Raw genomic sequence first — 25556 nt, forward strand, 5'->3', positions numbered from 1 at the left:
CATCACTCCCACAGAAACACTGCAAACCCTGTGGGAGTCTGGCTTGCCAGCGATGACTCCCTGACAACCGCCACAAAGCCAACTGACACAAAAGTGATCCAACTGTGGGAGCGAGCCTGCTCGCGAAGAGGCCAAATCAACCAACATCGTTGTCGACTGACACACCGCTTTCGCGAGCAAGCCCGCTCCCACAGTTGCCGTATTACCAAGGCCAGAAGGACTTTTACCGCACCGTCCATCGAACCTGCTGAGCAACACCGGCAAACGTGATTTAATAGCCGCCTTTCACGGTTCCGGGACACGGGAGCAACGTGATCCGCGCGCCTTGCGCGGCACCCGCCACCCACCCCCATTACCCTTAAGTACTACTCACATAAGGCTGTCATGGATACGGGTTCTCGACTCAAACTAGTACGCGAAAGCTACAAACTCTCCCAGCGCGAGCTGGCCCGGCGTAGCGGCGTGACCAATGCCACCATCTCCCTGATCGAACAGAATCGCGTCAGTCCTTCCGTCAGCTCGCTGAAAAAGCTGCTCGAAGGCATCCCGATGTCCCTGGCCGACTTCTTCACTTTCGACCAGCCCCCGCGCGAACACCAATACGTGTTCCGCGCCAACGAACAACCCGACCTCGGCCGCCACGGCCTGCGCCTGCTGCTGATTGGCGCCTCGGTGCCAAGTCGCCAGATGCGCTTGCTGCGTGAGCAGTACGCTCCGGGCGCGAGCTCCGGGGAAGAGCCGATCGTGCATGCGGAAGGCGAGGAGTGTGGGCTGGTGACGCGTGGAACGGTTGAGTTGACCGTGGATGGGCAGGTGAGTGTTTTGAATGCGGGGGATGGGTATTACTTTCCTACGACGTTGCCGCATAAGTTCCGGAATATCGGGGCGGATGAGGCGGAGATTATTAGTGCTAATACGCCGGCGAATTTTTGATTTGTTTCACTTTGAAATTCAATTTAATTAATTGTGCTTGAGCATGTTTGCTGAAAGTGTACCGCTGAACTCGAAAGAGACAGCGGTACTTCTTTAAGGCGTGTAGAGCAGTTTTTTATAGATCAGTAAGTTCGAAATTATTGCTTTTCGTGCTTAGGTTTTTTCCAGATAAGATCATTAATATTGCTTTCAGGAGGTTACCATGATGGAGTGGGGTATTCTGGCAACTTTATTTTTATAGGGGGGAGTGTCTTGGGATCAGGTGAAGTCCGGTATTTTTCGCGATTGATTTCAAATTCCTGCGCAGTGATGAACTTTTGACTATTTTCATCGTAATACCAACCCTCTTTTATTTCCTCCGTGCATGAAACGCTCTCACCTTCAAAATGCATCGCCTCTGCCCCTCTCATGAGTCCAACTTTTATTATGCAATGGGCAGAAAACTCGTTGGACTTATTGTAGTAGGCATATAACGCACTCATGGATAATCTCCTGAACGATAAATATTGATCTTGCCGAAAACATAGGTTATCGCAGTAGCCGTTTTTTCTAACCTGTCATTACTGACAGGTTTTTAAATGAAAAACTAATAATCTGCCTTTTAATCAGTTATAACGCTTCACGTTTACTGACTCGACGGTACCGCTAGCAAAACGGACCATCCGGTTTTGGGGCCGCTTCGCAGCCCAGCGGGAGCAAGCTCCCTCGCCACATGAAGTGTTTTCCTACGAAGTTTTCAGATATCAAAACTGCGCGAAATGACTGGGCGACAACCATTCGTCCGACACACCGCACCTTCGCCACACACCTTCTTCCAATGCTGTAACTCCCCACGCAGAGGAAGAGCCACCATGCTGAACCATAAAATCGCGGTGTTTACCCTCGCGGCGTTGCTGTCCGGCAGCTCGCTGTATGCGATCGCGGCCGGCGATATGCCCACCCCAACGGCAAACGACGGCAACAGCCAGACTCGCGACCCGGCGTCCCCTGCCACCCATGCCGATCCGGATGCCAATTCGCTGCCTGAAGGTGGGGATGGTGGCAAGACCGACAATGGGCCGGTGCCTTCTGCCTCCAAGCCCAGCTCCGCGGGTCAATCGTCCGATAGCAGCAGTGGGGGTAACGGCGGTGGTTAACGGATATTGCGCATTAAAAAGCCCGGTCTTTTGAGCCGGGCTTTTCTTTGCCTGTCGCAAACACAGATATCAAACGCTTACTTCGCCTTCCAATGCCCACCACCATTCTCACAATCAATTCGCGCCTGGGCCAAATGATCCACGTCATAGTAATACGTGGTCACTTGGGCGTTGTCGGGGATATTCAGCGCCTTGGCATTTTTGTCTTTGCTGGTGGAGTGAGGGTTGGCCAGGGATTCCTGAGTGATCGTGGCGATACACGTGGCCTGATAGTGGTCGGCACAGTGCTCGACCTTGGTTTTCTTACTGTTGAGCATGTCTTTGCTTTCATTGCTGCACGACCAGTCGATGGAGCTGACGGGCATGCCTTCGTATTCGTAGCAGCTGTGCGTTTCCACCGCTGGCACCGAAGCGCTGGAGGATTGGGTCTGAACGTCGCAGCCTTCGGCCATGACGCAGGTGGGGATGACGGCGATCGTGGCGATTAGAAGCAGGAAGCGAATGTTCATCGGGGTTTCCTCTTCAGGGGCGCCGGGTCTGATCGAAGCTTTTGGCGCTTTATAGTTTCGAGATGGCGTGGAGGAGGGAGGTTCCATCGGGTTTTTGATTTGCTCCTGTGGCGTACACTGCGAAACAATCGGAAACATTAAGCGCCCAAGGATTGGAACATTGCCCATGATCGAAATCGGCAGCCGCAATAACGCGCTCCCCTCGCAACACCCCTTTCACGACATCTATCTGTTTCACATTGACCCTGCAAAGCCAGATTCGCCTTTCTGTTTCGAGCAGTCGATGTCTGGCGGACACATGGAACACGGCGGTGCGCGGTGGTTGGCGCTGGATGAGCTGGACGCTTGGCCGGGCGAGTGGCGTGAACACCTGAGAAAAGCTGATTGTGCGTGGGTTGCCGAGTTGATCGATGCCCATCCAAAAGCCGATCAGTCAACCGTGGTCTCGCTAATTCTTCAACGTCATTCCGGGCCAGCGAAGCCAACCGGACGGCTTGAAGCGATCCGCAATTGGCTCAAACGCAACATCCACGTTGGCGGCCGCTATGGCGTTTAAACCACGGAGACTTCCATGACTCAAACCCTCGAACGCGCTATCGCCATCGCCGCCACCGCCCACACCGGGCAGGTCGACAAGGGCGGTGCGCCGTACATTTTGCATCCGCTGAAAGTCATGTTGCGCATGACCACGCTGGAAGAACGCATCGTCGCCGTGCTGCACGATGTGGTCGAGGATTGCGGCATCAGCCTCGATGATTTGCGTAAGGAAGGTTTCAGCGAAGAAATTCTGAGCGCTATTGAATCCGTGACCAAAGTGCCGGGCGAGTCCTACGAGGATTTCGTCGACCGCGCGGCGCAGAACCCGATCGGTCGGGTGGTCAAGCTGGCGGATCTGGAAGAGAACAGCGACCTGTCGCGGATTGCCTCGCCAAGTTGGGAAGATCTGGAACGGGTCGAGAAGTATCGGCGGGCGATTGGGCGGTTGCGCACGTAAGAAGGAATACCCCCCTGTAGGAGCTGCCGAAGGCTGCGATCTTTTGATCTTGCTTCTAAAAATCAAAGTCAAAAGATCGCAGCCTGCGGCAGCTCCTACATGGGATTGATGTCGGGTCAGTTGAATAGCCAGGAAGGCGAAGAATATGAAATCGATTCTGTGTTTGTTGATCGCTGCCGCTGTCGGCGCTGCGTTGCAGGTCAGCGGTGTTCCTCATGGCCTGTTGCTGGGGGCGATTCTTGTCACCGCATTGGTCGCCACCAAGTTCGGGTTTGCCCCCGCCACCCCTTATGGTCTGGGCTACATCCAGGTCACGCTGGGCATTGCCACCGGGCTGATGTTCGAAGCGTGGGACAGTGCGACGGCTTCGGCGATGTTGCCAAGCCTCGGCGTCCTGCTTCTATGCCTGACTGTACAGATCGCCCTCGCCGGATGGTGGCTGACTCGCGGCGCGGGATGGAATCGCACCGATGCGCTACTCGCGGTGTACCCCGGCGCACTGGCGGCAGTGTTCGATTTGCTGGAGTCGGAAAAGGCCTCGAGCAAGGTCATCATCGTGCACCTGATGCGCTTGTTGCTGATCACGGTGCTGGTGAGCTTTTTGATTCCCGGGCAAGCCTCGTTGACAGTGGTTGAAAGCGCTCCGTTGAGCACGGGTATGGCGTTGACCGTATTCGTTCTGATTGGCCTGAGCGTGGTGCTCGGGCGCTTGCTGCTGGTGATCGGCGTGCCTGCGCCATTCATGTTGACGGCGATTCTGCTCACTGCCGTGTTTGTGAAATCGGGATGGCTGCACGGCTTTCACATGCCGGACTGGAGCCTGAACCTGGCGGCGCTGATTCTCGGCGTGCGGATCGGCTCGCGTTTTCAGGGGCTCGGTCTTGCGGAATTGGGCCGGCATGGGCGGACGGCGCTGGTGTCGGTCGGCTTGATGATCGTGGTCGCGGCGGCGTTTGCCGAAGTGGCGGCGCGCTGGGTGGGCAGTGATCCGCTGTCGCTGTGGCTGGCGTACATGCCGGGGGCGATCGAGACGATTGCGATTGTCGCGTTTGCCGGCGGGCTGAATGTGGTGTTTATCCTGACTCACCACTTGGCGCGGATGGTGCTGCTGCACTTTGCGCCGGCGTTGTTGGTGCAGGTGCGGCGGGCGCGGGAGGAAGTCTGAAGCACATCCCCCTGTGGCGAGGGAGCTTGCTCCCGCTGGGCTGCGCAGCGGCCCCAAACCCCGATGCCGCGGTGTTTCAGGTGTACCAAAATCGCAGGTTTTGCGACGACTGCGTCGCCGAGCGGGAGCAAGCTCCCTCGCCACAAAGGTTCAGTGATCTTTACAAAGTGTGGGCGGCGAAGCCTTCCTCACCCGGGGCAATATCATCCTTGAGCGTCAACGCCGGGATCTCATAATCCCCGGCATTCTGCTGCCGATACGCTATCGGCCGCGTGCTCCACAATTCATCCAGACGCGTGCCCAGTGCCTCGCAGGTCTCGGCAAACCGCGCTTGATCCATGCGACTGGCGCGGTACACCAGGAAGGGCGGCACCACGTCGAAACCGGGGTAGAACAGCACGCCGTGCTGGATCGGAAACAGCAAATCATCAATCGGCCCGTTGATCCCGCGTGGGCTGTAGTGCGAATCCCAGCCTCCGGTGGTGACCAGCAGCATCGCACGTTTGCCTTTCATCTTGCCTTCGCCGTAGCGCTCGCCCCAGCGCGCATCGGAGTGTTCGCCGACACCGTAGGCAAACCCGTAGGCATACACGCGCTCGACCCAGCCTTTGAGAATCGCCGGCATGGTGAACCACCACAGCGGGAACTGCAGGATCAGCGCGTCGGCCCACAATAGTTTTTCCTGCTCGCGGGCGATGTCGGCCGACTGCCGGCCCTGTTGGTAAGCCAGTTTTGAATCAATCGAGGCATGGAATGGCCGGCTTTCATCGCGACCGGGGGCATCATCGGCGTCGATCGTGGTTTTCCAGTTCATCGCATACAGGTCGGAGACCTGCACGGTGTGGCCGGCGGCTTGCAGGCGCTGGACGGTGAAGTCCCTGAGCGAGCCGTTGAGCGAAGTGGGTTCGGGGTGGGCGTAGACCAGTAGCACATTCATGTGGCAACTCCTTGGTTGAATGCAGGCAGGATCAATCCTTGATCGGTATATTGGAAATGAATGTCTGATATGTCAGGTATAGTCATGAATAATTTACGACGTCTGGATATCAACTTGCTGTTGACCCTAGACGTGTTGTTGGCAGAACACAACGTAACCCGCGCCGCAGAGCGGTTGAGCCTGTCGCAGCCGTCAGTGAGCGTGCACCTGGCCAAGCTGCGCGAGATCTTCGGCGACCCGCTGTTGCTGCCCGGGCCACGGGGCATGCGGCCGACGGCGCGGGCCGATGAACTGCGCGAGCCGTTGCGCGAGGCACTGGAAGCACTGGAACGCGCGGTGGCGCCGGCCAGCGCGTTCGATCCGGCTCAGGCCCGCCACATCTGGAAAGTCGCGGCGACGGATTACGGCGAATCGACGGTGGTGCTGCCAGCGCTCAGCGGTTTGCGCACTCAGGCGCCGGGCACGCGGTTGGCAGTGCTCGATCTGATGCCGGCACAGTTGGCCAGGCAGGCGGAGCAGGGCGTGTTTGACCTGGCGCTGCACATCACCGAAGAGGCGCCGCTGGATCTGCATCAACGGGTGCTGTTCACCGAGCATTACGTGTTGGCCGGTCGCGTCGGGCATCCGGGGTTGAAGCGTAAGCCGACTCGCGAACAATTCTGCGCGCTGGAACACGTGATGGTGTCGCGCGAGGGCGGGGGCTTTTTCGGGGTGACCGACAAGGCGCTGGCCGAGGTCGGCCTGGCGCGCAAAGTGGTGCTGTCGGTGCCGCATTTTCTGATGGTGATGTCGGTGCTGGCGAGTACCGATCTGGTGGCGATGCTGCCGTCACGCTTGGTTCGCGACAACCCGGCGTTGCAGGTAGTCGATGCGCCGTTGCCGGTGCCGGGCTACGAAATGGCGATGTTCTGGGGCGAGCGCGCGCATCGCGACCCGGCACACAAATGGTTGCGTGAGCATCTGGCGGCGTCGGTGTGACGGATCAGGCGTGGCCCAACGCAATCGCAAAAGACACCACGATCATGCACGCAAACGCAAAATTGAGATTCATCAGCTGTTCATCCTGAGCCTTTTTAAAGTGAGGCCATTCTGAACAGGCTGAATGCAAAGAAAAAATTCGGCATGTTGATTCCAATGATCGAAACAATTGATACCCGCCGGTTTGTGTTTGCCCAAAGCTTTCGCTAGTCTCGGCAAAACCTGCAACTACAAGCATAAACAGGCAAAACCATGCACGATCATTCGGTCACCGAACTGCCATCCCTGCGCCGGCAGAAAATCCTCCTGATCCTCGAACGCGACGGCAAGGTCATGGCCTCCGAGTTGAGCCAGCACTTCGCCGTGTCCGAAGACACTATCCGCCGCGACCTCGCCGAACTGGACAACGCCGGGCTGGTGCAGCGCGTGCATGGCGGGGCGCTGCCAAGGCCCAAGGACAGCGGCAAGGATTACTTCACCCGGCTGGAAGAGACCGATGAGGTAAAAGTGCGGCTGGCGCAGTTGGCGGCGCAAAAGGTCGAGGACGGGCAGATTGTGCTGTTCGATTCCGGTTCGACCGCGTTGCAGGTGGCGCGCTCGTTGCGCGCGGATATCCAGATCACTGCGGTGACCGCCGCGCCGATGACAGCGATTGCCTTGTCCGAATACAAGGGCGTGAAGGTGATTCTGGCCGGAGGGCAACTGAACCCGCGCACGATGTCGGCCAGCGGGCACGAGGCGGTGCGCATGCTGGCCGGGATCAAGGCGGATCTGGCGTTTACCGGGGTCTGTGCGATTCACCCGGAGGTGGGCATCACCTCGCTGCATTTCGATGAAGTACCCGTGAAACAGGCGCTGCTCGACAGCGCGGCGCGGGTGATTGCGGTGACCACCGCGGACAAGCTGGGGGCGGTGGAGCCGTTTGTGGTGGCCGCGTGTACGCGCCTGCATACGCTGATTACCGAGCGGCACCTGGCGTCGGGGAGTGTTGAGGATTATCGGCGATTAGGGATTGTGGTGGAGCAGTTGCCGGACTGAGATTTGTAGTGAGGCTGCTCGCGATGGGGCCGGTGCGGTCAACGCAACTTTTCGAGCATCTGGTAATACCACATCCCCGCCGCCAGCAACGGATTGCCCAGCCAATCCCCCATCGGTACCCGGATGTGTTGGCACTGCGCAAAGGTCTCGAACTGTTCCATCTGCCCGGTGATCGCGCGGCTCATGATTTCGCCCATGATGTGGGTGGTGGCGATGCCGTGTCCGGAATAACCCTGGCAATACCAGACGTTGTCCGAGAGCTTGCCCAGTTGCGGGATGCGGTTGATCACGATGCCCATCGCGCAGCTCCACTGGTAGTCGATCTGCACCCCTTTGAGGGCCGGGAAGGTTTGCTCGATGCATGGGCGCAGTTCGGCGGCGATGTCCCGTGAATCCTTGCCGCTGTAGTTGGCGCCGCCACCGAACAGCAGACGACCGTCAGCCGTGAGGCGGTAGTAGTCGAGAACGAAACGGCAGTCGTACACCGCGAGGTCTTCGGGATTGATCTGCCGCGCCAGATCACCCAGCGGCGCGGTGGTGACGATGCCGCCCATGGCCGGGAAAATCTTGCCCTTGAGCTGACCCGGTTCGAGCTTGTGATAAACGTCGCCGGCGAGCATCACCTGATTGGCGTCGATCTGGCCATGGGCGGTGCGCACCCCTGGGGTTTTGCCGTGAATGATTTCCAGCACCTCACTGTTCTCGAAGATCAAGGCACCTAGACTTTCCGCCGCCCGCGCTTCGCCGATGCACAGGTTGAGCGGGTGCAGGTGCATATTGCGGGTGTTCTTGATTGCGCCGTGGTAGAGGTCGCTTTGCAGCAGGTCGCGCACCTGGCTGCGGTCGAGCAGACTGACTTCATCGCCCAGGCCGCGACGCACGGCTTCCTCGTAATCGTTGCGCAAACCGTCCATGTGGCTCGGCTTATAGGCGGCGTGCAGATGGCCGTGTTTGAGGTCGCACTGGATGCCGTACTTCTCGACCCGCTGCTGGATAATTTCATGCCCGCGCCAGCGCAGGTGCCAGATGAAATCGTCGACTTCATCACCGAGTTTCGGGCGCATCTGTTTGCGCATCGCACCGTCGCCGGAGAGGCTGCCGGTGACTTGTCCGCCATTGCGCCCGGTGGCACCCCAGCCGATCTTGTGGCTTTCGACGATGGCGACTTTCAGGCCTTTTTCGGCGAGTTCGACAGCGGTGGCGACGCCAGTGAAACCGCCGCCGATGATCACCACATCAACCTGGTGCCGGCCCTGCAGGGGCGGGTAGTCGGTGTCCTGGTTGAGGGTGACGGTGTAGTAGGAATTGCAGCGTTGGGTCATGTCTGTGTCCACACAAATTCTTCGGTTGTACGCGGTCCCCTGTAGGAGTGAGCCTGCTCGCGATGAGGCCATGTCAGACACATTATTGCTGAATGACACACCGCTATCGCGAGCAGGCTCACTCCTACAGGGGTTAGTGGTGAGGCTTCAGGCTTCGGTCAGGTACCAACGCCAATCCTGCTCACCCACCTCGGCCATGAACTGCCGGTACTCGGCACGCTTCACCGCCAGGTACACCCCGAGAAATTCCTGCCCCAGGGCATCCCGTGCCCACACCGAATTTTCCAGCGCCTGCAGCGACGTCAGCCAGTCGGTCGGCAGCAATTCCTTGGCCTGCGCATAGCCGTTGCCCTCGACCGGCGCGCCCGGATCAAGATTTTCGCGAATTCCGCGATGGATACCGGCGAGGATCGCTGCCGCCGCCAGATACGGGTTGGCGTCGGCGCCGCAGATGCGGTGTTCGATGTGCCGGGTATTGGCCGGGCCGCCCGGTACGCGCAGGCTGACGGTGCGGTTGTCGACGCCCCAGGTCGGCGCCAAAGGCGCGTAGCTGTTGGCCTGAAAGCGGCGGTAGGAGTTGGCATTGGGGCAGAACAGCAGCAGCGTATCGAGCAGCGAGGCGAGCATGCCGCCAATCGCGGTGCGCAGCAGCGGAGTGCCGGCCGGATCCTCAGCGGCAAACAGATTGCGCCCCTCGCCATCAGCAAGGCTGACGTGCATGTGCATGCCGGTGCCAGCCAGATCATCGAACGGCTTGGCCATGAACGTCGCCTGCATGCCGTGCTTGTGCGCCACCGCTTTGACCAGACGTTTGTAGCGCACCGCCTGATCCATCGCGAGCAATGCGTCGCCGTGTTCGAGGGTGATTTCCACCTGGCCTGGCGCATATTCCGAGATCGCCGTGCGCGCCGGAATGCCGTGCAGTTTGCAGGCGCCGTAGAGGTCGGCGAGGAACGGTTCGATCTGCTCCAGTTCACGCAAGCCGTAGACCTGGGTGTGTCGCGGTCGGCCACCGTCGGCGTCCAGCGCCGGTTGCGGACGGCCGTTGTGATCGCGTTTGGCGTCGAGCAGATAAAACTCCAGCTCGCACGCCATCACCGGGTGATAACCCTCGGCCTTGAGGCCGTCGATCACCTTGATCAGTAGATGACGCGGGTCGGCGATGCTCGCCGGCATTCCCTCGCTCGGGTGCATGCTGACCTGCACCGCCGCCGTCGGAATCTGCCGCCACGGCAGGCGCACCAGACTGCCTTCGAGCGGGTAGGCGCGGCAGTCGATGTCGCCGACGTCCCACACCAGACCCGAGTTTTCCACGTCCTCGCCCTGCACGGTCAGGCCGAGAATGGTGCTGGGCAGCGGGCGACCGCTTTCGTATACGGCGAGCAGTTCCTCGCGGTGCAACAGCTTGCCACGCGGCACGCCGTTGGCGTCGAGGATGAACAGCTCGATCATGTCGATATCGGGGTTCTGTTCAAGGAACAGGCGTGCGTCTTCGATGGCTGCGAATTTCATGGTCAATCACTCACGATGGCGCCGCATGGGCGCGCAGATTCGGGCCGGACACGACGCGGTAAATAGGCGTGGTGTCCTGGCAGGGATATCAAAAAGAAAAAAGTATTTCGCTAATGTCCGGCAGTCGGAAGTGACACTGAACCTGTGGTGAGGGGATTTATCCCCGACGGCGCGCGTAGCGGGCCAAAAAGATAGGGACTGCTGCGCAGTCCATCGGGGATGAATCCCCTCACCACAATGGATCTTTTCTGACTGATGGAAATCAGCAGGCGATATCCGGCGGGCGTGCGGAGTGACGCAGCTTGGAACGGCGCAGGGCCATGGGGAGATTGACGATGCGATTCATGCGCGGCCCCTGTGACAGAGGGCGCACACAGCGGAGACGTTCAACCTTTCTGGTTGTTGTGGTGACGTACTCATAACGCGTGTTTCCGTTGGCGGAAAACGTCGGTGGCGGGGCAGGCCCGCCGACCGGTGTGCCCGGATAGTAAGGGGGAATTCGCGGGCGTGTAAACGGGAGATTCGCAGGCCAGGATTCAGCGCATCAGATGAAAGCCCAGCCCGGCAAGGGCGCAAACGATCAACACTTCGATCACCCCGCGTTTGAAAATGAACAGCGCCAACGCGGCCAGCAGCGCCAGCCCGATCGAAAACAGATCCGCGTGCCCGGCAAATCCGTTGGGCCAGAACACGTGATAAGCGAAGAAACACGCCAGGTTCAGAATCACCCCGACCACTGCCGCAGTGATCGCGGTCAGCGGTGCAGTGAACTTCAGTTCGTTGTGCGTTGATTCCACCAACGGCCCGCCAGCGAGGATGAACAGAAACGAGGGCAGGAAGGTGAACCAGGTCACCAGCGTCGCCGCCAATGCACCGGCGGCGAACGCATGTTCTGCGCCGAACGCCGGTTGCACGTAGCCGCCGATGAAACCGACAAACGCCACCACCATGATCAACGGCCCGGGCGTGGTTTCGCCGAGGGCGAGGCCGTCGATCATCTGCGTCGGCGTCAGCCAGCCGTAGTGCCCGACCGCGCCCTGATAGACGTAGGGCAACACCGCGTAAGCGCCGCCGAAGGTCAGCAATGCGGCCTTGGTGAAGAACCAGCCCATTTGCGTGAACGTGCCGTCCCAGCCGAACAGCGCGGTCAGCAGGCCCATCGGTAAACACCACAGCGCTGCGCCAACCAGCAGCAGACGCCACAGTTTCGGCAGGCTGAATCGCGCATGCTCAGGTGTCGGTGTGTCGTCATCGATCAGCGCCGGGCCGAAGGATTCGGCACTGCTGCGCTGCCCGCCATTGTTGAAGCGCTGTGGCGCCAGGCGTCCGCCAAAATAGCCGAGCAACGCTGCACCGAGGACGATCAACGGGAACGGCATATTCAAGGCAAAAATCGCCACGAATGACGCCCCGGCGATCGCCCACAACCAACTGTTTTTCAGCGCCCGCGAACCGATACGGTGCGCGGCGTGCAAGACGATCGCGGTCACCGCCGGTTTGATTCCATAGAAAATTCCGGCCACCACCGGTACATCGCCGAACGCGATGTACAGCCACGACAGCGCAATCAGGATGAACAGCGACGGCAGCACGAACAGCGCCCCGGCGATCACCCCGCCCCAGGTGCGATGCAACAGCCAGCCAATGTAGGTTGCCAGTTGCTGGGCCTCGGGGCCGGGCAGCAACATGCAGTAGTTGAGTGCATGCAGAAAGCGCTGCTCGGAGATCCAGCGCCGGCGCTCGACCAGTTCCTGATGCATGATCGCGATCTGCCCGGCCGGGCCGCCGAAACCGATGCAGCCGAGCTTGAGCCAGAAGCGCCAGGCCTGGCGCAGGGTGACGGGAGCGGGGCGGGGCAGGTTGTTGGGCGCTGTGCTCAAACGAAACTCCGGAGTTTAATCCTGGCGGAGTGGCTATCTAATCAGACTTTCAACCCTCACCCCAGCCCTCTCCCAGAGGGAGAGGGGGCCGACCGAGGTGTCTGGCGTCATCCGTCGACCTGAGAGATCGAGTCGATTATGGATTCAGAACCAATCTTTCAGTTCGGTGAATTTCTTCAATATCCCCCAATCAGTCCCCTCTCCCTCGGGGAGAGGGCTAGGGTGAGGGGCTCTTGATCTTCAGGCATGCGCCAGACTCCAGCGCAACGCCGCATTCTGGTCACTCTCCCGCGCCTCGACCCAGTGCGAACCCTGCGCCGTGCTCTCACGCTTCCAGAATGGTGCACGAGTCTTGAGCACGTCCATGATAAACGCGCAGGCTTCGAACGCCATGTGCCGGTGCTTGCTGCTGACGCCAACAAACACGATCGGCTCGCTGACCGCCAGTGCGCCGACCCGATGCACAATCTCCACACCCAGCAGCGGCCAGCGCTCGCGCGCTTCGTCGGCGATCCGTTCGAGGGCTTTTTCGGTCATGCCCGGATAGTGTTCGAGGAACAGCTCGTTCACGCTCTGGCCAATGTTCAGATCGCGCACATAGCCGATGAAATTCACCACCGCGCCGACCCGTGGATTGCGCGCATGCAGGTCGGCGGTCAACTGGCCGACGTCGAAGCTTTTGTACTGAACTCGAACCGTCATGCTCAGCCCCCGGTGACCGGTGGGAAAAACGCGATCTCGTCGAAGTCTTCGATCGCCGCGCTCGGTTGGCACAGCTCTTGGTTCAACGCACACATCAGGTTGCCGGCGCCAAGCACTTCGCGCCATTCTTCACCACGGGCCATGAGCATCTGCCGCACGTCCTCGATACAGGTCAGATCGTCGCTCAGGGGGATTTTTTCCCCGCCCAGATTGAGGCGATCACGGTAGCTGGCGAAGTAGTTGATCAGGATCATTGCGCGTCCTCCCATTGAAAGTGTCCGGAGCGGCCGCCCTGTTTGCTCAGCAGGCGGATGTCGCCGATGACCATGGCCCGGTCCACGGCTTTGCACATGTCGTAAATGGTCAGCGCCGCGACGCTGGCGGCGGTCAGGGCTTCAAGTTCGACGCCGGTCTGGCCGGTGAGGCGGCAGGTGCTGGTGATCTGCACGCGGTCCGGTTCGCAGGCCTTGAGTTCAACGTGAATCGAGCTGAGCAGCAGCGCATGGCACAGCGGGATCAGTTCGTGGGTGCGTTTGGCCGCCTGGATTCCGGCGATGCGCGCCACGGCGAAAACGTCGCCCTTGGGGTGACCGTTGGCCTGGATCATCTGCAGCGTTTCCGGGCGCATCTGCACCCAGGCCTGCGCCGTGGCTTCGCGGCGAGTCGCGGCTTTGTCGCTGACGTCGACCATGTTGGCGCGGCCCTGATCATCAAGGTGGGTGAGGGTGTTGCTCATGGCAAAAGCTCCTGGATCGGGCTGTAGATTCGGGGGGCGTTGCGGTGCGGTACGTGGATCAGATTGAGCCGATGCTTGAGCGCCCAACGCACCGTCAACGCGGTGGGGGCGGACAGGCTGACAAGGGTGCCAAGTCGGGCGCGCACGGCTTTGTGGATCAGCTCCAGGCTGCAACGGCTGGTGACCACTACGAAGCCCTGGCGCGCATCGACGTCAGCGATTTGCATCGCGCCGATCAGCTTGTCGAGGGCGTTGTGCCGGCCGATGTCTTCGCGGCACAGCAGCGCTTCACCGCTGGCATCGAAGTACAGCGCCGCGTGCAGGGCGCCGCTGCTGCGGGCCAGTTGCTGAGCCTGTTCGATACGTTGGCGGATACCGTCGAGATGCGCGGCCGGCGGCAGGGCGCAGGGTTGCAGAATCTGCAGTTGCGGCAACGCCTGCTCCAGCGCCTCGACGCCACAAATGCCGCAGCCGCTGGTGCCGGCCATTTGCCGACGATGATCTTTCAGCGCCCAGAAGGCCCGGCTGGAAATCTGCACGTCAGCCTGACAGGCCTGATCGAAATGGCTCAGGCGAATGTCGTAAATCTCGTCGACGCTTTCGATGATCGCGTTGCTCAGGGCGAAGCCCCGGATGAAGTCTTCGAGGTTGCCGGGCGAGACCATCATCACCGCCTGGCTCAGGCCATTGAAGGTGATCGCCAAGGCAATTTCCGCAGCCAGGGCGGCGTGCGAGAGCGGGGCGTGCGGCAGGTGTTCGCGAAACGCCACCTGTGACGGTTGCGGGGCGGGGGCGTTGGGTTCGGTGTTGGATTCGACGTGGCAGAGCATCTTGAAAAGTCCCGAAGCGCTGAAGTGGGTTCAGGCTACGGGGGTGGTGAAAGTGCGTCCAATCGCTTGTTCTGATCTGGTGATTGGGTGGGTCGATCACCGCTGTTATATCCGAAATGTGTATTCGCTGGGCGGTCCTCTTCGCGAGCAAGCCCGCTCCCACAATTGAAATGCATTCAACCTGTGGGAGCGGGCTTGCTCGCGAAGACGGTCTGACAGCCAGCATCAATGTCTGGAGAGATCACTCAAGCAACCGGCAACTCAACCCCGAACAACTTGCGCGCCTCGGCAAAACACTTCTCGGCTATCGCCGAACGCGGCTCGGTCTTGCGCATTACCAGCCCCAGCGGCGCCAGCACGCTGGCATCCGGCAGTTGCATGAACGACAGGTGTTCGATCGGCTCTTCCAGCCCGCTGTCCAGCGGCATGATCGAGCAGCAGAATCCTTGGTGGATCGCCTGCAGCAGTTGATAGGTCGAATCACTTTCCATGATCGGCTGCGGATTGAGCCCGCGACTGCGGAAGCTCAGGTCGATGGATTTGCGGTAATGCATGCCGGTGGTGATCATCCCCAGCGGCAGTTCGGCGGCGTCTTCCCAGCTCATTTCCGAGCCTTCGAAATGGTAGTGACGGTTGTCGTAAAGCAGACCGACGCGAGTTTCGCCGATCTCGAAAAAATCGAAATAGTTCGGGTTGACGTGGTCGAGGTAGCACACGCCCAGATCCAGTTGGTTGTTGCCCAGGCCGGCGATGATCTCGTCGGAACTCCCCGACGACAGACTGAATTTCAGCTCCGGATAGGTCCCGGACAAACTCTGAATGTAATTGACCGGGTTGAAATTGCTCAGCGGCACCAGACCCAGGCGCAAGCTACCGACCAGTTGCCCGCGGCACGCCGCCGCTTCGGCGAACAGGCCGTCATGCGCGGCCAGCAGCGTGCGCGCCCAGGCCAGCACCCGTTCGCCGGCCTGGGTGAAACCCTCGAAGCGCTGACCGCGATTGACCAGCACCAGATCCAGCTCATCTTCCAGATTGCGCAGACGCATCGACAGGGTCGGCTGGGTGATGTGGCAGCGGGCGGCGGCCTGGCCGAAGTGTCGGGTTTCGTCCAGTGCGATCAGGAACTTGAGTTGTTTGATGTCCACGCAGGCACCTGCTCGTTGAGAAATTGGATTGAGTATTGACGCAGATGCGCGCAGCGCACGAAAAACGCGAGGTGTGACGATCTCACCTGCCTGTATCTGCGTCCAATCGGAAGAATTGAAAAGCCTATCGATTAGCTCTATCGCCCATGGTTTCAAAGGCGTCGGCCGAGGTCAACGGCGCCGATAGAGCAGCTCGATAATGTGGTTGGCCAGAGTGATTAGACAGTACTCATAAGTGGCACTTAGGCTGCTTGGCAATCTGATTGACTACTGCCGGAGATTCCCATGAGTGCGAAAGCGGATGCCCTGTTTGTCCCCCTGAACATAGCCGTACTGACCGTCAGCGATACTCGCGATTATGCGAGCGACACGTCCGGCCAATTGCTGGTCAGCCGCTTGCTGGAGGCCGGTCATACCTTGAGCGAACGCAACCTGCTCAAGGATGACCTGTACAAGATCCGCGCCCAGGTCGCGCACTGGATTGCCGACGACAGCATTCAGGTGGTGCTGATCACCGGCGGCACTGGTTTCACCGGGCGCGACAGCACGCCGGAAGCGGTGGCCTGTCTGCTCGACAAGCAGATCGACGGGTTTGGCGAGTTGTTCCGCGCCATTTCGATTCTCGACATCGGCACCTCGACCGTGCAAAGCCGCGCGCTGGCCGGGCTGTCCAACGGCACGCTGGTGTGCTGCCTGCCGGGTTCGACCGGTGCCTGTCGCACAGCGTGGGAAGGTATCCTCGCCGAGCAACTGGATAACCGCCACCGCCCGTGCAACTTTGTGCCGCACCTCAAATCAGTCGCTGCCTGTGGGCCGCGCGGATGAGCAAGGCAGGGTTGATGCCGGTCGAGGACGCCCTCGACCAATTGCTGGGTATGGCCAATGAGCAACGTCTGGCCGACAGCGAAATACTGCCGCTCGACGAGGCACGTGGTCGGGTGCTGGCCAGTGATCTGGTCGCCTCGCTCGACTTGCCGCCATGGCCGAATAGCGCCATGGACGGTTATGCCTTGAACCTGGCCGATCTGCATCGTCAGCCGCTGAAGGTGTCGCAGAAGGTCTACGCCGGTCTGGCACCGGACGCGCTATTGCCCGGCACCTGCGCGCGGATCTTTACCGGCGCACCGTTGCCACCTGGTGCTACCTGCGTCGAGATGCAGGAGAACGTCGAAGTGCTGGAGGACGGTCGCGTGCGTTTTTTGCAGCCTTTGAAGGCGGGGCAGAACATTCGCGCGCAGGGTCAGGAAAACCGCGTCGGCGACATCCTGCTGCGTGCCGGCAAACGCCTCGGGCCGTTCGAACTGGCGGTCGCCGCCGGGCAAGGGCTGGCACAGTTGCACGTGGTGCGGCGCCCGCGCGTGGCGCTGCTGTCCACCGGTGACGAACTGGTCGAGCCGGGCCTGCCGCTGCGTCCCGGCAGCATCTACAACAGCAATCGTGTGCTGCTCGGCCACTGGCTGAAGGAACTGGGCTGCGAGGTGATCGACGCCGGGATCCTCCCGGATCGCCCGGCGCAGACGCGGCTCAAGCTTGAGCAACTGCAAGTGGCGGCTGACCTGATCCTGACCACCGGCGGGGTGTCTGCCGGCGATGCCGATTGCCTCGGGCAGGTGCTGCGTGAGGACGGCAAACCGCTGCTGTGGAAGCTGGCGATCAAGCCTGGCAAACCGCTGACCGTGGGCCATTTCGGCACGGTGCCGGTGATTGGCCTGCCGGGCAATCCGACCTCGGCGCTGGTGACCTTCGGCCTGCTGGCGCGGCCGTACCTGCTGCGCATTCAGGGCGTGGAAGAGGTCATGCCGTTGAGCTTCACGGTGAATGCCGGGTTCGCCTGGAACAAGGCTGGCAGTCGTCGAGAGTACTTGCGGGTGCGGCTGGAGGCGGGGCGCGCGGTGTTGTATCCGAACCAGAGTTCCGGCGTTTTGCTCGGAGCGACCTGGGCCGATGGGCTGGTGGAAGTGCCGGAAAACAGCACCCACGGCATTGGCGATCCGCTGCGTTTCATACCCTTCAACGAACTGTTCTGACCCCAACACAAATCAGAACTGTGGGAGCGAGCCTGCTCGCGAAGGCGGCGTGTCATACAACATCAGTGTTGACTGACAGGCACTCTTCGCGAGCAGGCTCGCTCCCACATTTGGATGTGTGATGATCAGCCATTCTGCGGGGTGTACCTGGAACCTGTAGGAGTGAGCCTGCTCGCGATGACGGCGGCACAGTCAACATCTTTACTGACTGGGCGACCGCTATCGCGAGCAGGCTCACTCCTACAGAGGGAGCGAGCTCAGCTCAGCACATAGTCCACCGGCAGCAACATCGGCGGCAGGTCGGTTTCGCCCAGTTCGCTGAGAATGTCACGCTCGATGGTGCGCACCAGCGAGTCAGTCGCCAAATCGTTTTCGTCGCGGCCGAACGGGTCTTCCAGTTCATCGGCAATCGCATCCAGACCAAAGAACGTGTAGCTGACAATCGCCGTGAACAGCGGGGTCAGCCAGCCCAGCGGTTCGGCCATGGCGAACGGCAGCAGGACGCAGAACAGGTAGATCGTGCGGTGCAGCAGCAAGGTGTAGGGGAAGGGCAGCGGGGTGTTTTTGATCCGCTCGCACACCGCTTGTGCCTGAGTCAGGCTGGTCAGGTGATTGGCCAGCAGCATGTAGCGCCACTCGCTCAGTTCACCGCTTTGATGCAGATCCGAACATTGCTGGCCGACCTGCTGCAGAATCCGTCCGCTGTAGTCCGGCACCTGCGCATCGTGTTGCGGGGTGATCCACTTGCTGCTGGCCGCCGCTTCGCTTTCCCGGCGCAATCGCGCATTCAGCGCATGAGCAAACCCGCAGAGGTTGAGCAGCAACGGCTTGCGCTGCGCCGATTCGCGGATGACATGGGTTTCGCGAATCACCGAACGGATGTGCACCAGCACATCGCCCCAGGCCTTGCGCGCTTCATACCAGCGGTCGTAGCAGGCGTTGTTGCGAAAATTCATGAAGATCGACAGCGACAGCCCGAGCAGGGTGAACGGCGTGGCGTTGACCTTGGTGAAGTTGCTCGGATGGAGCATTTCAATCAGCACGATGGCAGAAGCCAGCAGGGTGACCATCAGGGTGCGCAGGGCGATACGTTTGGCGATCGAACCCTTGAGGGTGAAGAGGATGGCGAATTGGTTGACCTTGGGTCTGATGATCATGCTGGGTGATCCCGGTTACGCAGGGTGAGGGCGGCTCAGCCGCCGGTCATGTTCATGAAGCGCACGACCTGAACGTCGTCGTTCACTTCGAAATTGTGCCGATACGGCTTGAGTTTCATCGCTTCGATGATGGCCTTCTCCAGCCGCTCTGGTTGCCCCGGATGAGCGCGCAACACGGCTTTGAGATCCATCGAATGCTCGTTACCCAGACACAGTAGCAGGCGCCCCTCGACAGTCAGCCGCACCCGGTTGCAAGTACCGCAGAAATTGTGGCTGTGCGGCGAGATAAAGCCCAGACGAATGTCTGGCGCCTCGGCCAGCCGCCAGTAGCGCGACGGGCCCTGGGTCGACTCGGCGGAGTCGATCAGGGTGTAGCGCTCGGCGATTTTTTCGCGCACCTGGGCGCTGGAGAAAAACGACTCGGCGCGGCTGTGTTCGCTGATGATCCCCAGCGGCATTTCCTCGATGAAGGAGACGTCGAGCTGGCGGTCGATGGCAAAGCTCACCAGATCGTTGATCTCCTGATCGTTGCGCCCCTGCATCACCACCACGTTGAGTTTGGTTCGGATGAAACCGGCCTTGCGCGCCGCATCGATGCCGCTGATCACCTGTGCCAGATCACCGGTGCGGGTCATTTGCTTGAAACGATCCGGGTCGAGGCTGTCGAGGCTGATGTTCAGCCGCTTGACCCCGGCGTCGAACAACGGCGCGGCGAGTTTGCCCAGCTGCGAGCCATTGGTGGTCATGCACAGTTCACGCAGGCCGGGCAGGGCGGCGATCTGCTCGCACAGCTTGACCACGCCCGGACGAATCAGCGGCTCGCCGCCGGTCAGGCGAATCTTGCGCGTGCCCAGCGTCACGAAGCTCTGCGCCAGTTGATAAATCTCCTCCAGCGTCAGCACCTGCTGACGCGGCAGAAACTGCATGTCCTCGGCCATGCAATACACGCAGCGGAAGTCGCAGCGGTCGGTGACCGACATGCGCAGATAGTCGACGCGGCGGTTGTAACCATCGATCAAGACACGCTCTGACATGACAGCCTCGCAGGAGTGATAAGTCCGCATTTACGGACCAGGTTGCCGCAGGTTATGGGCAACTTCAGACCGCGTCCAATCACTGTTTGTGAACGCTTGATTGAGCGCGTCGATGATCAATTATTTTTTCTCGAAAGTTACCGCTTTAGTTTCGCAACACCCCGTAAATAAAGGGTTTTTCGCCGTGATAGAGGGTTTCGATAATGTGGTCATAAATAGCGATTAGACAATGTTTTGTAACGGTTCATATCCTTGCTCCGGCAACTGAAACGACCACTTTATTGCTGTGCAAAGTCGGCCGTCGCTGTTTAACCAAGATCAGGTTCATACCTGTGTGCATCGTCATGGAGATGTCCCATGTCACAAGTCGACCGTTACAAACCTTACAAGGGTGCCGCTGCCGGTTGGGGGGCTGTGATCAGCCTGACCAAAAGCTGGCTGGGCAGTGAAAACGCCCTGAAAAACATCCGCGCCATGCTCAAGACCAATCAGAACGGCGGCTTCGACTGCCCGGGCTGTGCCTGGGGTGAAGCACCCGGTGCGAGCATGCTCAAGTTCTGCGAGAACGGCGCCAAAGCGGTGAACTGGGAGGCCACCGGGCGCTTGGTCGATCCGGCGTTCTTCAACAAGTACACGGTATCGAGCCTGGCCGAGCAGAGCGACTACTGGCTGGAATATCAGGGCCGTCTGACCCACCCGATGCGTTACGACGCGCGGGTCGACCGCTATGTGGAAACCACCTGGGAAGACGCGTTCGCGCTGATCGCCGAACACCTCAAGGGTCTGAAATCGCCGCACGAGGCCGAGTTCTACACCTCGGGCCGGGCCAGCAACGAAGCGGCGTTTCTCTATCAGTTGTTCGTCCGCGCCTTCGGCACCAACAATTTTCCCGACTGCTCGAACATGTGCCACGAAGCCAGTGCGGTGAGCATGGGCGAGACGCTGGGCGTGGGCAAGGGCACCGTGGTCTATGAGGATCTGCACCACGCCGACGCGATTTTCGTCATCGGCCAGAACCCCGGCACCAACCATCCACGCATGCTCGAACCACTGCGTGAAGCGGTGAAACGCGGCGCGCAGGTGGTGTGCATCAACCCGCTGAAAGAGCGTGGCCTGGAGCGTTTTCAGAACCCGCAGAACCCGATCGAGATGCTCAGCAACGGCTGGGAAGCGACCAACACCGCGTACTTCCGCCCGGCCCTGGGTGGCGACATGGCGATGATTCGCGGCATGGTCAAATTCCTTCTGCAGTGGGAACGTGAAGCCCAGGCCAGCGGTGGCGAACCGGTGTTCGACCATGCGTTTATCGCCGAGCACACCTCGGGTCTGGACAGCTACCTGGCAGAAGTCGACGCCACGACCTGGGAGCACATCCTCGAGCAGTCCGGCGTGCCGTTGCACGACATCGAACTGGCCGCGCGCATGTATGGCCGCGCCAAGAGCGTGATCATGTGCTGGGCCATGGGCCTGACCCAACACGTGCACTCGGTGCCGACCCTGCAGGAGGTCATCAACCTGCAACTGCTGCGCGGCAACGTTGGCCGTCCGGGCGCCGGCCTGTCGCCGGTGCGCGGTCACAGTAACGTGCAGGGCGACCGCACCATGGGCATCAACGAACTGGCGCCGAAGGAGCTGATGGACGCGCTGGAAAAACGCTTCAACTTCAAAGTACCGCGCATGCACGGCCACAACACGGTGATGGCGATCGGTGCGATGGAGCGTGGCGAAGCCAAAGTGTTTATCGGTCTGGGCGGCAACTTTGCCCAAGCCACGCCGGACACCCCGCGAACCCACGAAGCGATGCGCAAACTCGACCTGACCGTGCACATTTCGACCAAGCTCAACCGCAGCCATCTGGTCACCGGTCGCGACGCATTGATCCTGCCGTGCCTCGGTCGCACCGACATCGACATCCAGGCCGAAGGCCCGCAAGGCGTGACCGTGGAAGACACCTTCAGCATGGTGCACTTGTCGTTCGGTCAGTTGAAACCGAAGTCGGCGCACTTGAAGTCCGAGCCGGCGATCATTGCCGGGATTGCCGCCGCGACCTTGGGCAAGCATCCAATCGACTGGGAGTGGGCGGTGGGCGATTACGGACGCATCCGCAACCTGATCGGCGACGTGATTCCGGGCTTCGAAAACTTCAACGAAAAACTGCTGACCCCGGGTGGCTTCCACCTTGGCAACGACGCCTCGGATCGGGTCTGGAACACCGAGTCGGGCAAAGCCCAGTTCACCCCGTGCGTGCTGCCGGAACACCTGATCAGCGAAGGCGTGCGCAACCTGCCGGTCAAGCCGGATCTGATCCTGCAGACCATGCGCTCCCACGACCAGTACAACACCACGCTGTACGGGCTCGACGACCGTTATCGCGGGGTCTATGGCATGCGCGACGTGATCTTCGCCAACGAACAGGATATCCAGCGTCTCGGTTTCGAACCGGGGCAGAAGGTCGATCTGGTGGCGCTGTGGGATGACGAGCGCGAGCGCCGGGTCAGCGGGTTCACCCTGATCGCCTACGACATTCCGCCCGGTCAGGCGGCGGCGTACTACCCGGAAACCAACCCGCTGGTGCCGCTGGAAAGCTACGGCGACCGGACCTACACGCCGACCTCGAAATTCGTCGCGATTCGCCTCGAAGCGGCCAAGGTCAGCAACCTGATCCCGTCATCGCTGGCCTGACCCGCTACTTATAAAAACCTTGGCAATTTGACTGGCTGCAGGCGTTCGCGCCTGGCGGTGGCCCGGCGACGTGCTGCCGCTTTTCAGCCTGGATGAGGACATCATCATGCTCAACATGGAGGCACTGGACCTGGCGCGAATTCAATTCGCGTTCACGGTTTCGTTCCACATTATCTTCCCGGCGATCACCATCGGCCTGGCGAGTTTCCTCGCGGTACTCGAAGGCCTGTGGCTGAAAACCCGTGACGACACCTACCGCGATCTCTACCACTTCTGGTCGAAGATCTTTGCCGTCAACTTCGGCATGGGCGTGGTCTCGGGGCTGGTCATGGCGTACCAGTTCGGCACCAACTGGAGCGGCTTTTCCGACTTCGCCGGGAGCATCACCGGGCCGTTGCTGACCTATGAGGTGCTGACGGCGTTCTTCCTTGAGGCCGGTTTCCTCGGGGTCATGCTGTTCGGCTGGAACCGCGTCGGCCGAGGCTTGCACTTCTTTGCCACGGTGATGGTTGCCATTGGCACGCTGATTTCAACGTTCTGGATTCTCGCCTCCAACAGCTGGATGCAGACGCCGCAGGGCTTTGAAATCGTCGATGGGCGGGTGATGCCGCTGGACTGGCTGGCGATCGTGTTCAACCCGTCGTTTCCGTTCCGTCTGGCGCACATGGCGATCGCCGCGTTCGTCGCCACGGCCTTCTTCGTGGGCGCGTCGGCGGCCTGGCATTTGCTGCGCGGCAACAATACCGCGCCGGTGCGCAGGATGTTTTCCATGGCGTTGTGGATGGCGCTGATCGTGGCGCCGATTCAGGCAGTGGTCGGTGACGCCCATGGTTTGAACACCCTGGAGCATCAACCGGCAAAAATCGCTGCCATCGAAGGTCACTGGGAAAACGCCGACAACGGCCCGACGCCGCTGGTGCTGTTCGGCATCCCCGACATGCAGGCGGAGAAGACCAAATATGCGCTGGAAATCCCGTACCTCGGCAGCCTGATCCTGACTCACAGCCTCGACAAGCAGATCCCGGCGCTCAAGAGCTTCCCGAAAGAGGACCGGCCGAACTCGACCATCATCTTCTGGAGCTTCCGCGTCATGGCTGGGCTGGGCATGTTGATGATCCTTGTCGGTGTGCTCGGTCTGGCGCTGCGCCGTGGCGGCAAGCTCTATCAGCATCGCGGCTTCCAGCGTCTGGTATTGCTGATGGGGCCGAGCGGGTTGATCGCGTTGCTGGCCGGCTGGATCACTACCGAAGTCGGGCGTCAGCCGTGGGTGGTTTACGGCTTGATGCGCACCCATGACGCCGCGTCGCACCACTCGGTGGCGCAGATGAGCACCTCGCTGTTGCTGTTCGTGGTGATCTACTGCTCGGTATTCACCGTGGGCATCGGCTACATGATGAAACTGGTGCGCAAGGGCCCGCAGCCCCATCACGAACATCCGCCGGAGGGCGATCAGTTGCAAACCCCGCGCCGGCCTATTTCGGCGGCTACCGCGCCGATGAAGGAGCACTGAGTCATGGGTATTCAAGGTATCGATCTCTCGTTGATCTGGGGTGTGATCATCGCCTTCGGGGTGATGATGTACGTGATCATGGACGGCTTCGATCTGGGCCTGGGGATCCTGTTTCCGCTGATCCCGGATGAGCAGGAGCGCGACGTGATGATGAATACTGTCGCCCCGGTGTGGGACGGCAACGAAACCTGGCTGGTGCTCGGTGGTGCGGCGTTGTATGGCGCCTTTCCACTGGCCTACGGAGTGATTCTGGAGGCGCTGTACCTGCCGCTGATCCTGATGCTCTGCGGGCTGATTTTCCGTGGCGTGGCGTTCGAGTTTCGCTTCAAGTCGTCAGCGCAAAAGCGTCACTGGTGGGACAAGGCGTTCATCGGCGGTTCGCTGCTGGCGACGTTCTCCCAGGGTGTGGCGATCGGCGCCTACGTGTCGGGCATTCCCGTGGTGAATCGGCAGTTTGCCGGTGGCGGCCTGGACTGGCTGGCGCCGTTTCCGCTGGTGTGCGGCGTCGGTCTGGTGGTGGCGTATGCGCTGCTGGGCAGCACCTGGTTGCTGGTCAAGACCGAAGGCATGCTCGAGTCGCGGATGCGTCTGTTCACCCGGCCGCTGGCGTGGTTGCTGACGGCGATGGTGGTGGTGATTGGTGCGTGGACACTTAAGTTGCAGCCGGAACTGGCCACTCGCTGGTCGACCAGCGGACACCTGATGGTGTTCGCCGGGTTGGTGGTGCTGGCGCTGCTGGCGTTGTTCGGGCTGCTGCGCACCTTGCGTCAGCGTCACACCCACTGGCCGTTCGTGTTCACTTTGGTGTTGATGCTGCTCGGTTACATCGGCCTGGCGCTGAGCATCTGGCCAAACATCATCCCGCCCTCGGTGAGCCTGTGGGCGGCGGCGTCTCCGCCTTCGAGCCAGTTGTTCGCCTTGATCGGCGCACTGTTCATCCTGCCGGTGATCCTGATGTACACCTTCTGGAGCTACTACGTATTCCGCGGCAAAGTGAGGATTGGCGATGGCTACCATTGATTCGCGTGAGGTCAGATCCAGCCGCTGGTACAAGCGCCTGGGCTGGTTGTTGCTGATCTGGTTCGGCAGTGTCGTGTCACTCGCCGTGGTGGCGAGTGTACTGAAACTGGCGATGTATGCAGCGGGGATGAGGACCCACTGACAATAAAAAAACCGGAGCCATGACTCCGGTTTTTTTTGTGCCTCCCCATCCTTCGGATGACTGATTAACCTGTGGGAGCTGGGGGTTGATTGGAAGAGGTGAGAACACTGCTAATCATTGTGGGAGCTGGCTTGCCAGCGATGGCGATAGGTCAGACGACATCGATG

26 protein-coding genes are annotated in these 25556 nt (G+C 60.5%); 13 read left to right on the forward strand and 13 right to left on the reverse strand.

Annotated features, from left to right (window positions below; genetic code table 11):
* The first annotated feature begins 384 nt into the window (after positions 1-384).
* On the forward strand, positions 385-933 hold the full coding sequence (locus QRN61_RS24745; protein WP_003226097.1) for a cupin domain-containing protein: 549 nt from the start codon (positions 385-387) through the stop codon (positions 931-933).
* A 197-nt stretch (positions 934-1130) separates the two neighbouring features.
* Here QRN61_RS24745 and QRN61_RS24750 read toward each other — a convergent pair whose 3' ends face one another.
* Positions 1131-1415 (reverse strand): hypothetical protein, encoded by a 285-nt coding sequence (locus tag QRN61_RS24750; protein WP_096796463.1) that lies wholly within the window; start codon positions 1413-1415, stop codon positions 1131-1133.
* A gap of 369 nt (positions 1416-1784) precedes the next feature.
* Here QRN61_RS24750 and QRN61_RS24755 point away from each other — a divergent pair, with 369 nt between their 5' ends.
* A complete protein-coding gene (locus QRN61_RS24755) occupies positions 1785-2069 on the forward strand; it encodes a hypothetical protein (RefSeq protein WP_096796462.1) in 285 nt (94 codons plus the stop codon).
* A gap of 77 nt (positions 2070-2146) precedes the next feature.
* Here the strand turns inward: QRN61_RS24755 and QRN61_RS24760 are convergent, their stop codons facing one another.
* Complete coding sequence (locus QRN61_RS24760; RefSeq protein WP_096796461.1) at positions 2147-2578, reverse strand: hypothetical protein; 432 nt, start codon at positions 2576-2578, stop codon at positions 2147-2149.
* Between the two features lie 166 nt (positions 2579-2744).
* Here QRN61_RS24760 and QRN61_RS24765 point away from each other — a divergent pair, with 166 nt between their 5' ends.
* The 3 genes from QRN61_RS24765 (at position 2745) to QRN61_RS24775 (ending at position 4737) form a co-directional block, all read left to right on the forward strand.
* Complete coding sequence (locus QRN61_RS24765) at positions 2745-3134, forward strand: hypothetical protein (protein ID WP_027611695.1); 390 nt, start codon at positions 2745-2747, stop codon at positions 3132-3134.
* A gap of 15 nt (positions 3135-3149) precedes the next feature.
* Positions 3150-3572, forward strand: a complete 423-nt coding sequence (locus QRN61_RS24770) for an HD domain-containing protein (RefSeq protein WP_285375944.1) — start codon at positions 3150-3152, stop codon at positions 3570-3572.
* 145 nt (positions 3573-3717) lie between these two features.
* Positions 3718-4737, forward strand: coding sequence for an AbrB family transcriptional regulator (locus QRN61_RS24775; protein ID WP_285375945.1), 1020 nt, complete (start codon positions 3718-3720; stop codon positions 4735-4737).
* Positions 4738-4897: 160 nt separating this feature from the next.
* On the opposite strand, the gene QRN61_RS24780 is transcribed toward QRN61_RS24775, so the two are convergent.
* A complete protein-coding gene (locus QRN61_RS24780) occupies positions 4898-5674 on the reverse strand; it encodes an NAD(P)H-dependent oxidoreductase (RefSeq protein WP_096796459.1) in 777 nt (258 codons plus the stop codon).
* 84 nt (positions 5675-5758) lie between these two features.
* Here QRN61_RS24780 and QRN61_RS24785 point away from each other — a divergent pair, with 84 nt between their 5' ends.
* Entirely contained in the window at positions 5759-6652 is an 894-nt protein-coding gene (locus QRN61_RS24785; protein ID WP_177408963.1) for a LysR family transcriptional regulator, read from the forward strand.
* Positions 6653-6904: 252 nt separating this feature from the next.
* Positions 6905-7690, forward strand: coding sequence for a DeoR/GlpR family DNA-binding transcription regulator (locus tag QRN61_RS24790; RefSeq protein WP_096796457.1), 786 nt, complete (start codon positions 6905-6907; stop codon positions 7688-7690).
* 38 nt (positions 7691-7728) lie between these two features.
* Here QRN61_RS24790 and QRN61_RS24795 read toward each other — a convergent pair whose 3' ends face one another.
* The 8 genes from QRN61_RS24795 to QRN61_RS24830 form a co-directional block, all read right to left on the reverse strand.
* Positions 7729-9012, reverse strand: a complete 1284-nt coding sequence (locus tag QRN61_RS24795) for an NAD(P)/FAD-dependent oxidoreductase (RefSeq protein WP_285375948.1) — start codon at positions 9010-9012, stop codon at positions 7729-7731.
* A 147-nt stretch (positions 9013-9159) separates the two neighbouring features.
* Positions 9160-10524 (reverse strand): glutamine synthetase family protein, encoded by a 1365-nt coding sequence (locus QRN61_RS24800; RefSeq protein WP_285375949.1) that lies wholly within the window; start codon positions 10522-10524, stop codon positions 9160-9162.
* A gap of 536 nt (positions 10525-11060) precedes the next feature.
* Positions 11061-12404: a chromate efflux transporter gene (gene chrA, locus QRN61_RS24805; RefSeq protein ID WP_285375951.1), complete on the reverse strand. Its 1344-nt coding sequence runs from the start codon at positions 12402-12404 to the stop codon at positions 11061-11063.
* Between the two features lie 240 nt (positions 12405-12644).
* Complete coding sequence (gene moaE, locus QRN61_RS24810) at positions 12645-13106, reverse strand: molybdopterin synthase catalytic subunit MoaE (RefSeq protein WP_098964456.1); 462 nt, start codon at positions 13104-13106, stop codon at positions 12645-12647.
* A 2-nt stretch (positions 13107-13108) separates the two neighbouring features.
* A complete protein-coding gene (locus QRN61_RS24815) occupies positions 13109-13360 on the reverse strand; it encodes a MoaD/ThiS family protein (protein ID WP_095136553.1) in 252 nt (83 codons plus the stop codon).
* Positions 13357-13842 carry a cyclic pyranopterin monophosphate synthase MoaC gene (gene moaC / locus QRN61_RS24820; RefSeq protein WP_027611706.1) on the reverse strand — a complete coding sequence of 162 codons (486 nt, stop codon included), beginning with the start codon at positions 13840-13842 and terminating at the stop codon, positions 13357-13359. Before moaC ends, QRN61_RS24815 begins: the two co-directional genes overlap by 4 nt.
* Positions 13839-14672, reverse strand: coding sequence for a formate dehydrogenase accessory sulfurtransferase FdhD (gene fdhD, locus QRN61_RS24825; protein ID WP_285375954.1), 834 nt, complete (start codon positions 14670-14672; stop codon positions 13839-13841). Before fdhD ends, moaC begins: the two co-directional genes overlap by 4 nt.
* 245 nt (positions 14673-14917) lie before the next feature.
* Complete coding sequence (locus QRN61_RS24830; RefSeq protein WP_027611708.1) at positions 14918-15817, reverse strand: LysR family transcriptional regulator; 900 nt, start codon at positions 15815-15817, stop codon at positions 14918-14920.
* Between the two features lie 285 nt (positions 15818-16102).
* Between QRN61_RS24830 and moaB the strand changes: the two genes are divergently transcribed.
* Positions 16103-16642: a molybdenum cofactor biosynthesis protein B gene (gene moaB / locus QRN61_RS24835; RefSeq protein ID WP_027611709.1), complete on the forward strand. Its 540-nt coding sequence runs from the start codon at positions 16103-16105 to the stop codon at positions 16640-16642.
* On the forward strand, positions 16639-17844 hold the full coding sequence (locus QRN61_RS24840; RefSeq protein WP_285375956.1) for a molybdopterin molybdotransferase MoeA: 1206 nt from the start codon (positions 16639-16641) through the stop codon (positions 17842-17844). The genes moaB and QRN61_RS24840 overlap by 4 nt, the downstream gene beginning before the upstream one ends.
* Before the next feature lie 257 nt (positions 17845-18101).
* Here the strand turns inward: QRN61_RS24840 and QRN61_RS24845 are convergent, their stop codons facing one another.
* A complete protein-coding gene (locus QRN61_RS24845; protein WP_183780640.1) occupies positions 18102-19001 on the reverse strand; it encodes a bestrophin family protein in 900 nt (299 codons plus the stop codon).
* 35 nt (positions 19002-19036) lie between these two features.
* Entirely contained in the window at positions 19037-20035 is a 999-nt protein-coding gene (gene moaA / locus QRN61_RS24850) for a GTP 3',8-cyclase MoaA (protein WP_027611712.1), read from the reverse strand.
* Positions 20036-20392: 357 nt separating this feature from the next.
* On the opposite strand from moaA, the gene QRN61_RS24855 reads away from it, so the two are divergent.
* The 4 genes from QRN61_RS24855 to QRN61_RS24870 all read left to right on the forward strand — a co-directional run bounded on the left by QRN61_RS24855 (position 20393) and on the right by QRN61_RS24870 (position 25389).
* Positions 20393-22717, forward strand: coding sequence for an FdhF/YdeP family oxidoreductase (locus QRN61_RS24855; protein WP_285375958.1), 2325 nt, complete (start codon positions 20393-20395; stop codon positions 22715-22717).
* 106 nt (positions 22718-22823) lie between these two features.
* Positions 22824-24227: a cytochrome ubiquinol oxidase subunit I gene (locus tag QRN61_RS24860; RefSeq protein ID WP_285375964.1), complete on the forward strand. Its 1404-nt coding sequence runs from the start codon at positions 22824-22826 to the stop codon at positions 24225-24227.
* Positions 24228-24230: 3 nt separating this feature from the next.
* Entirely contained in the window at positions 24231-25247 is a 1017-nt protein-coding gene (cydB, locus tag QRN61_RS24865; RefSeq protein ID WP_285375960.1) for a cytochrome d ubiquinol oxidase subunit II, read from the forward strand.
* Positions 25234-25389, forward strand: a complete 156-nt coding sequence (locus tag QRN61_RS24870) for a DUF2474 family protein (protein ID WP_285375962.1) — start codon at positions 25234-25236, stop codon at positions 25387-25389. Before cydB ends, QRN61_RS24870 begins: the two co-directional genes overlap by 14 nt.
* The last annotated feature ends 167 nt before the right edge of the window (positions 25390-25556 follow it).

It is taken from the genome of Pseudomonas sp. lyk4-TYG-107 (assembly GCF_030209055.1).
Lineage (GTDB): Bacteria > Pseudomonadota > Gammaproteobacteria > Pseudomonadales > Pseudomonadaceae > Aquipseudomonas > Aquipseudomonas putida_A.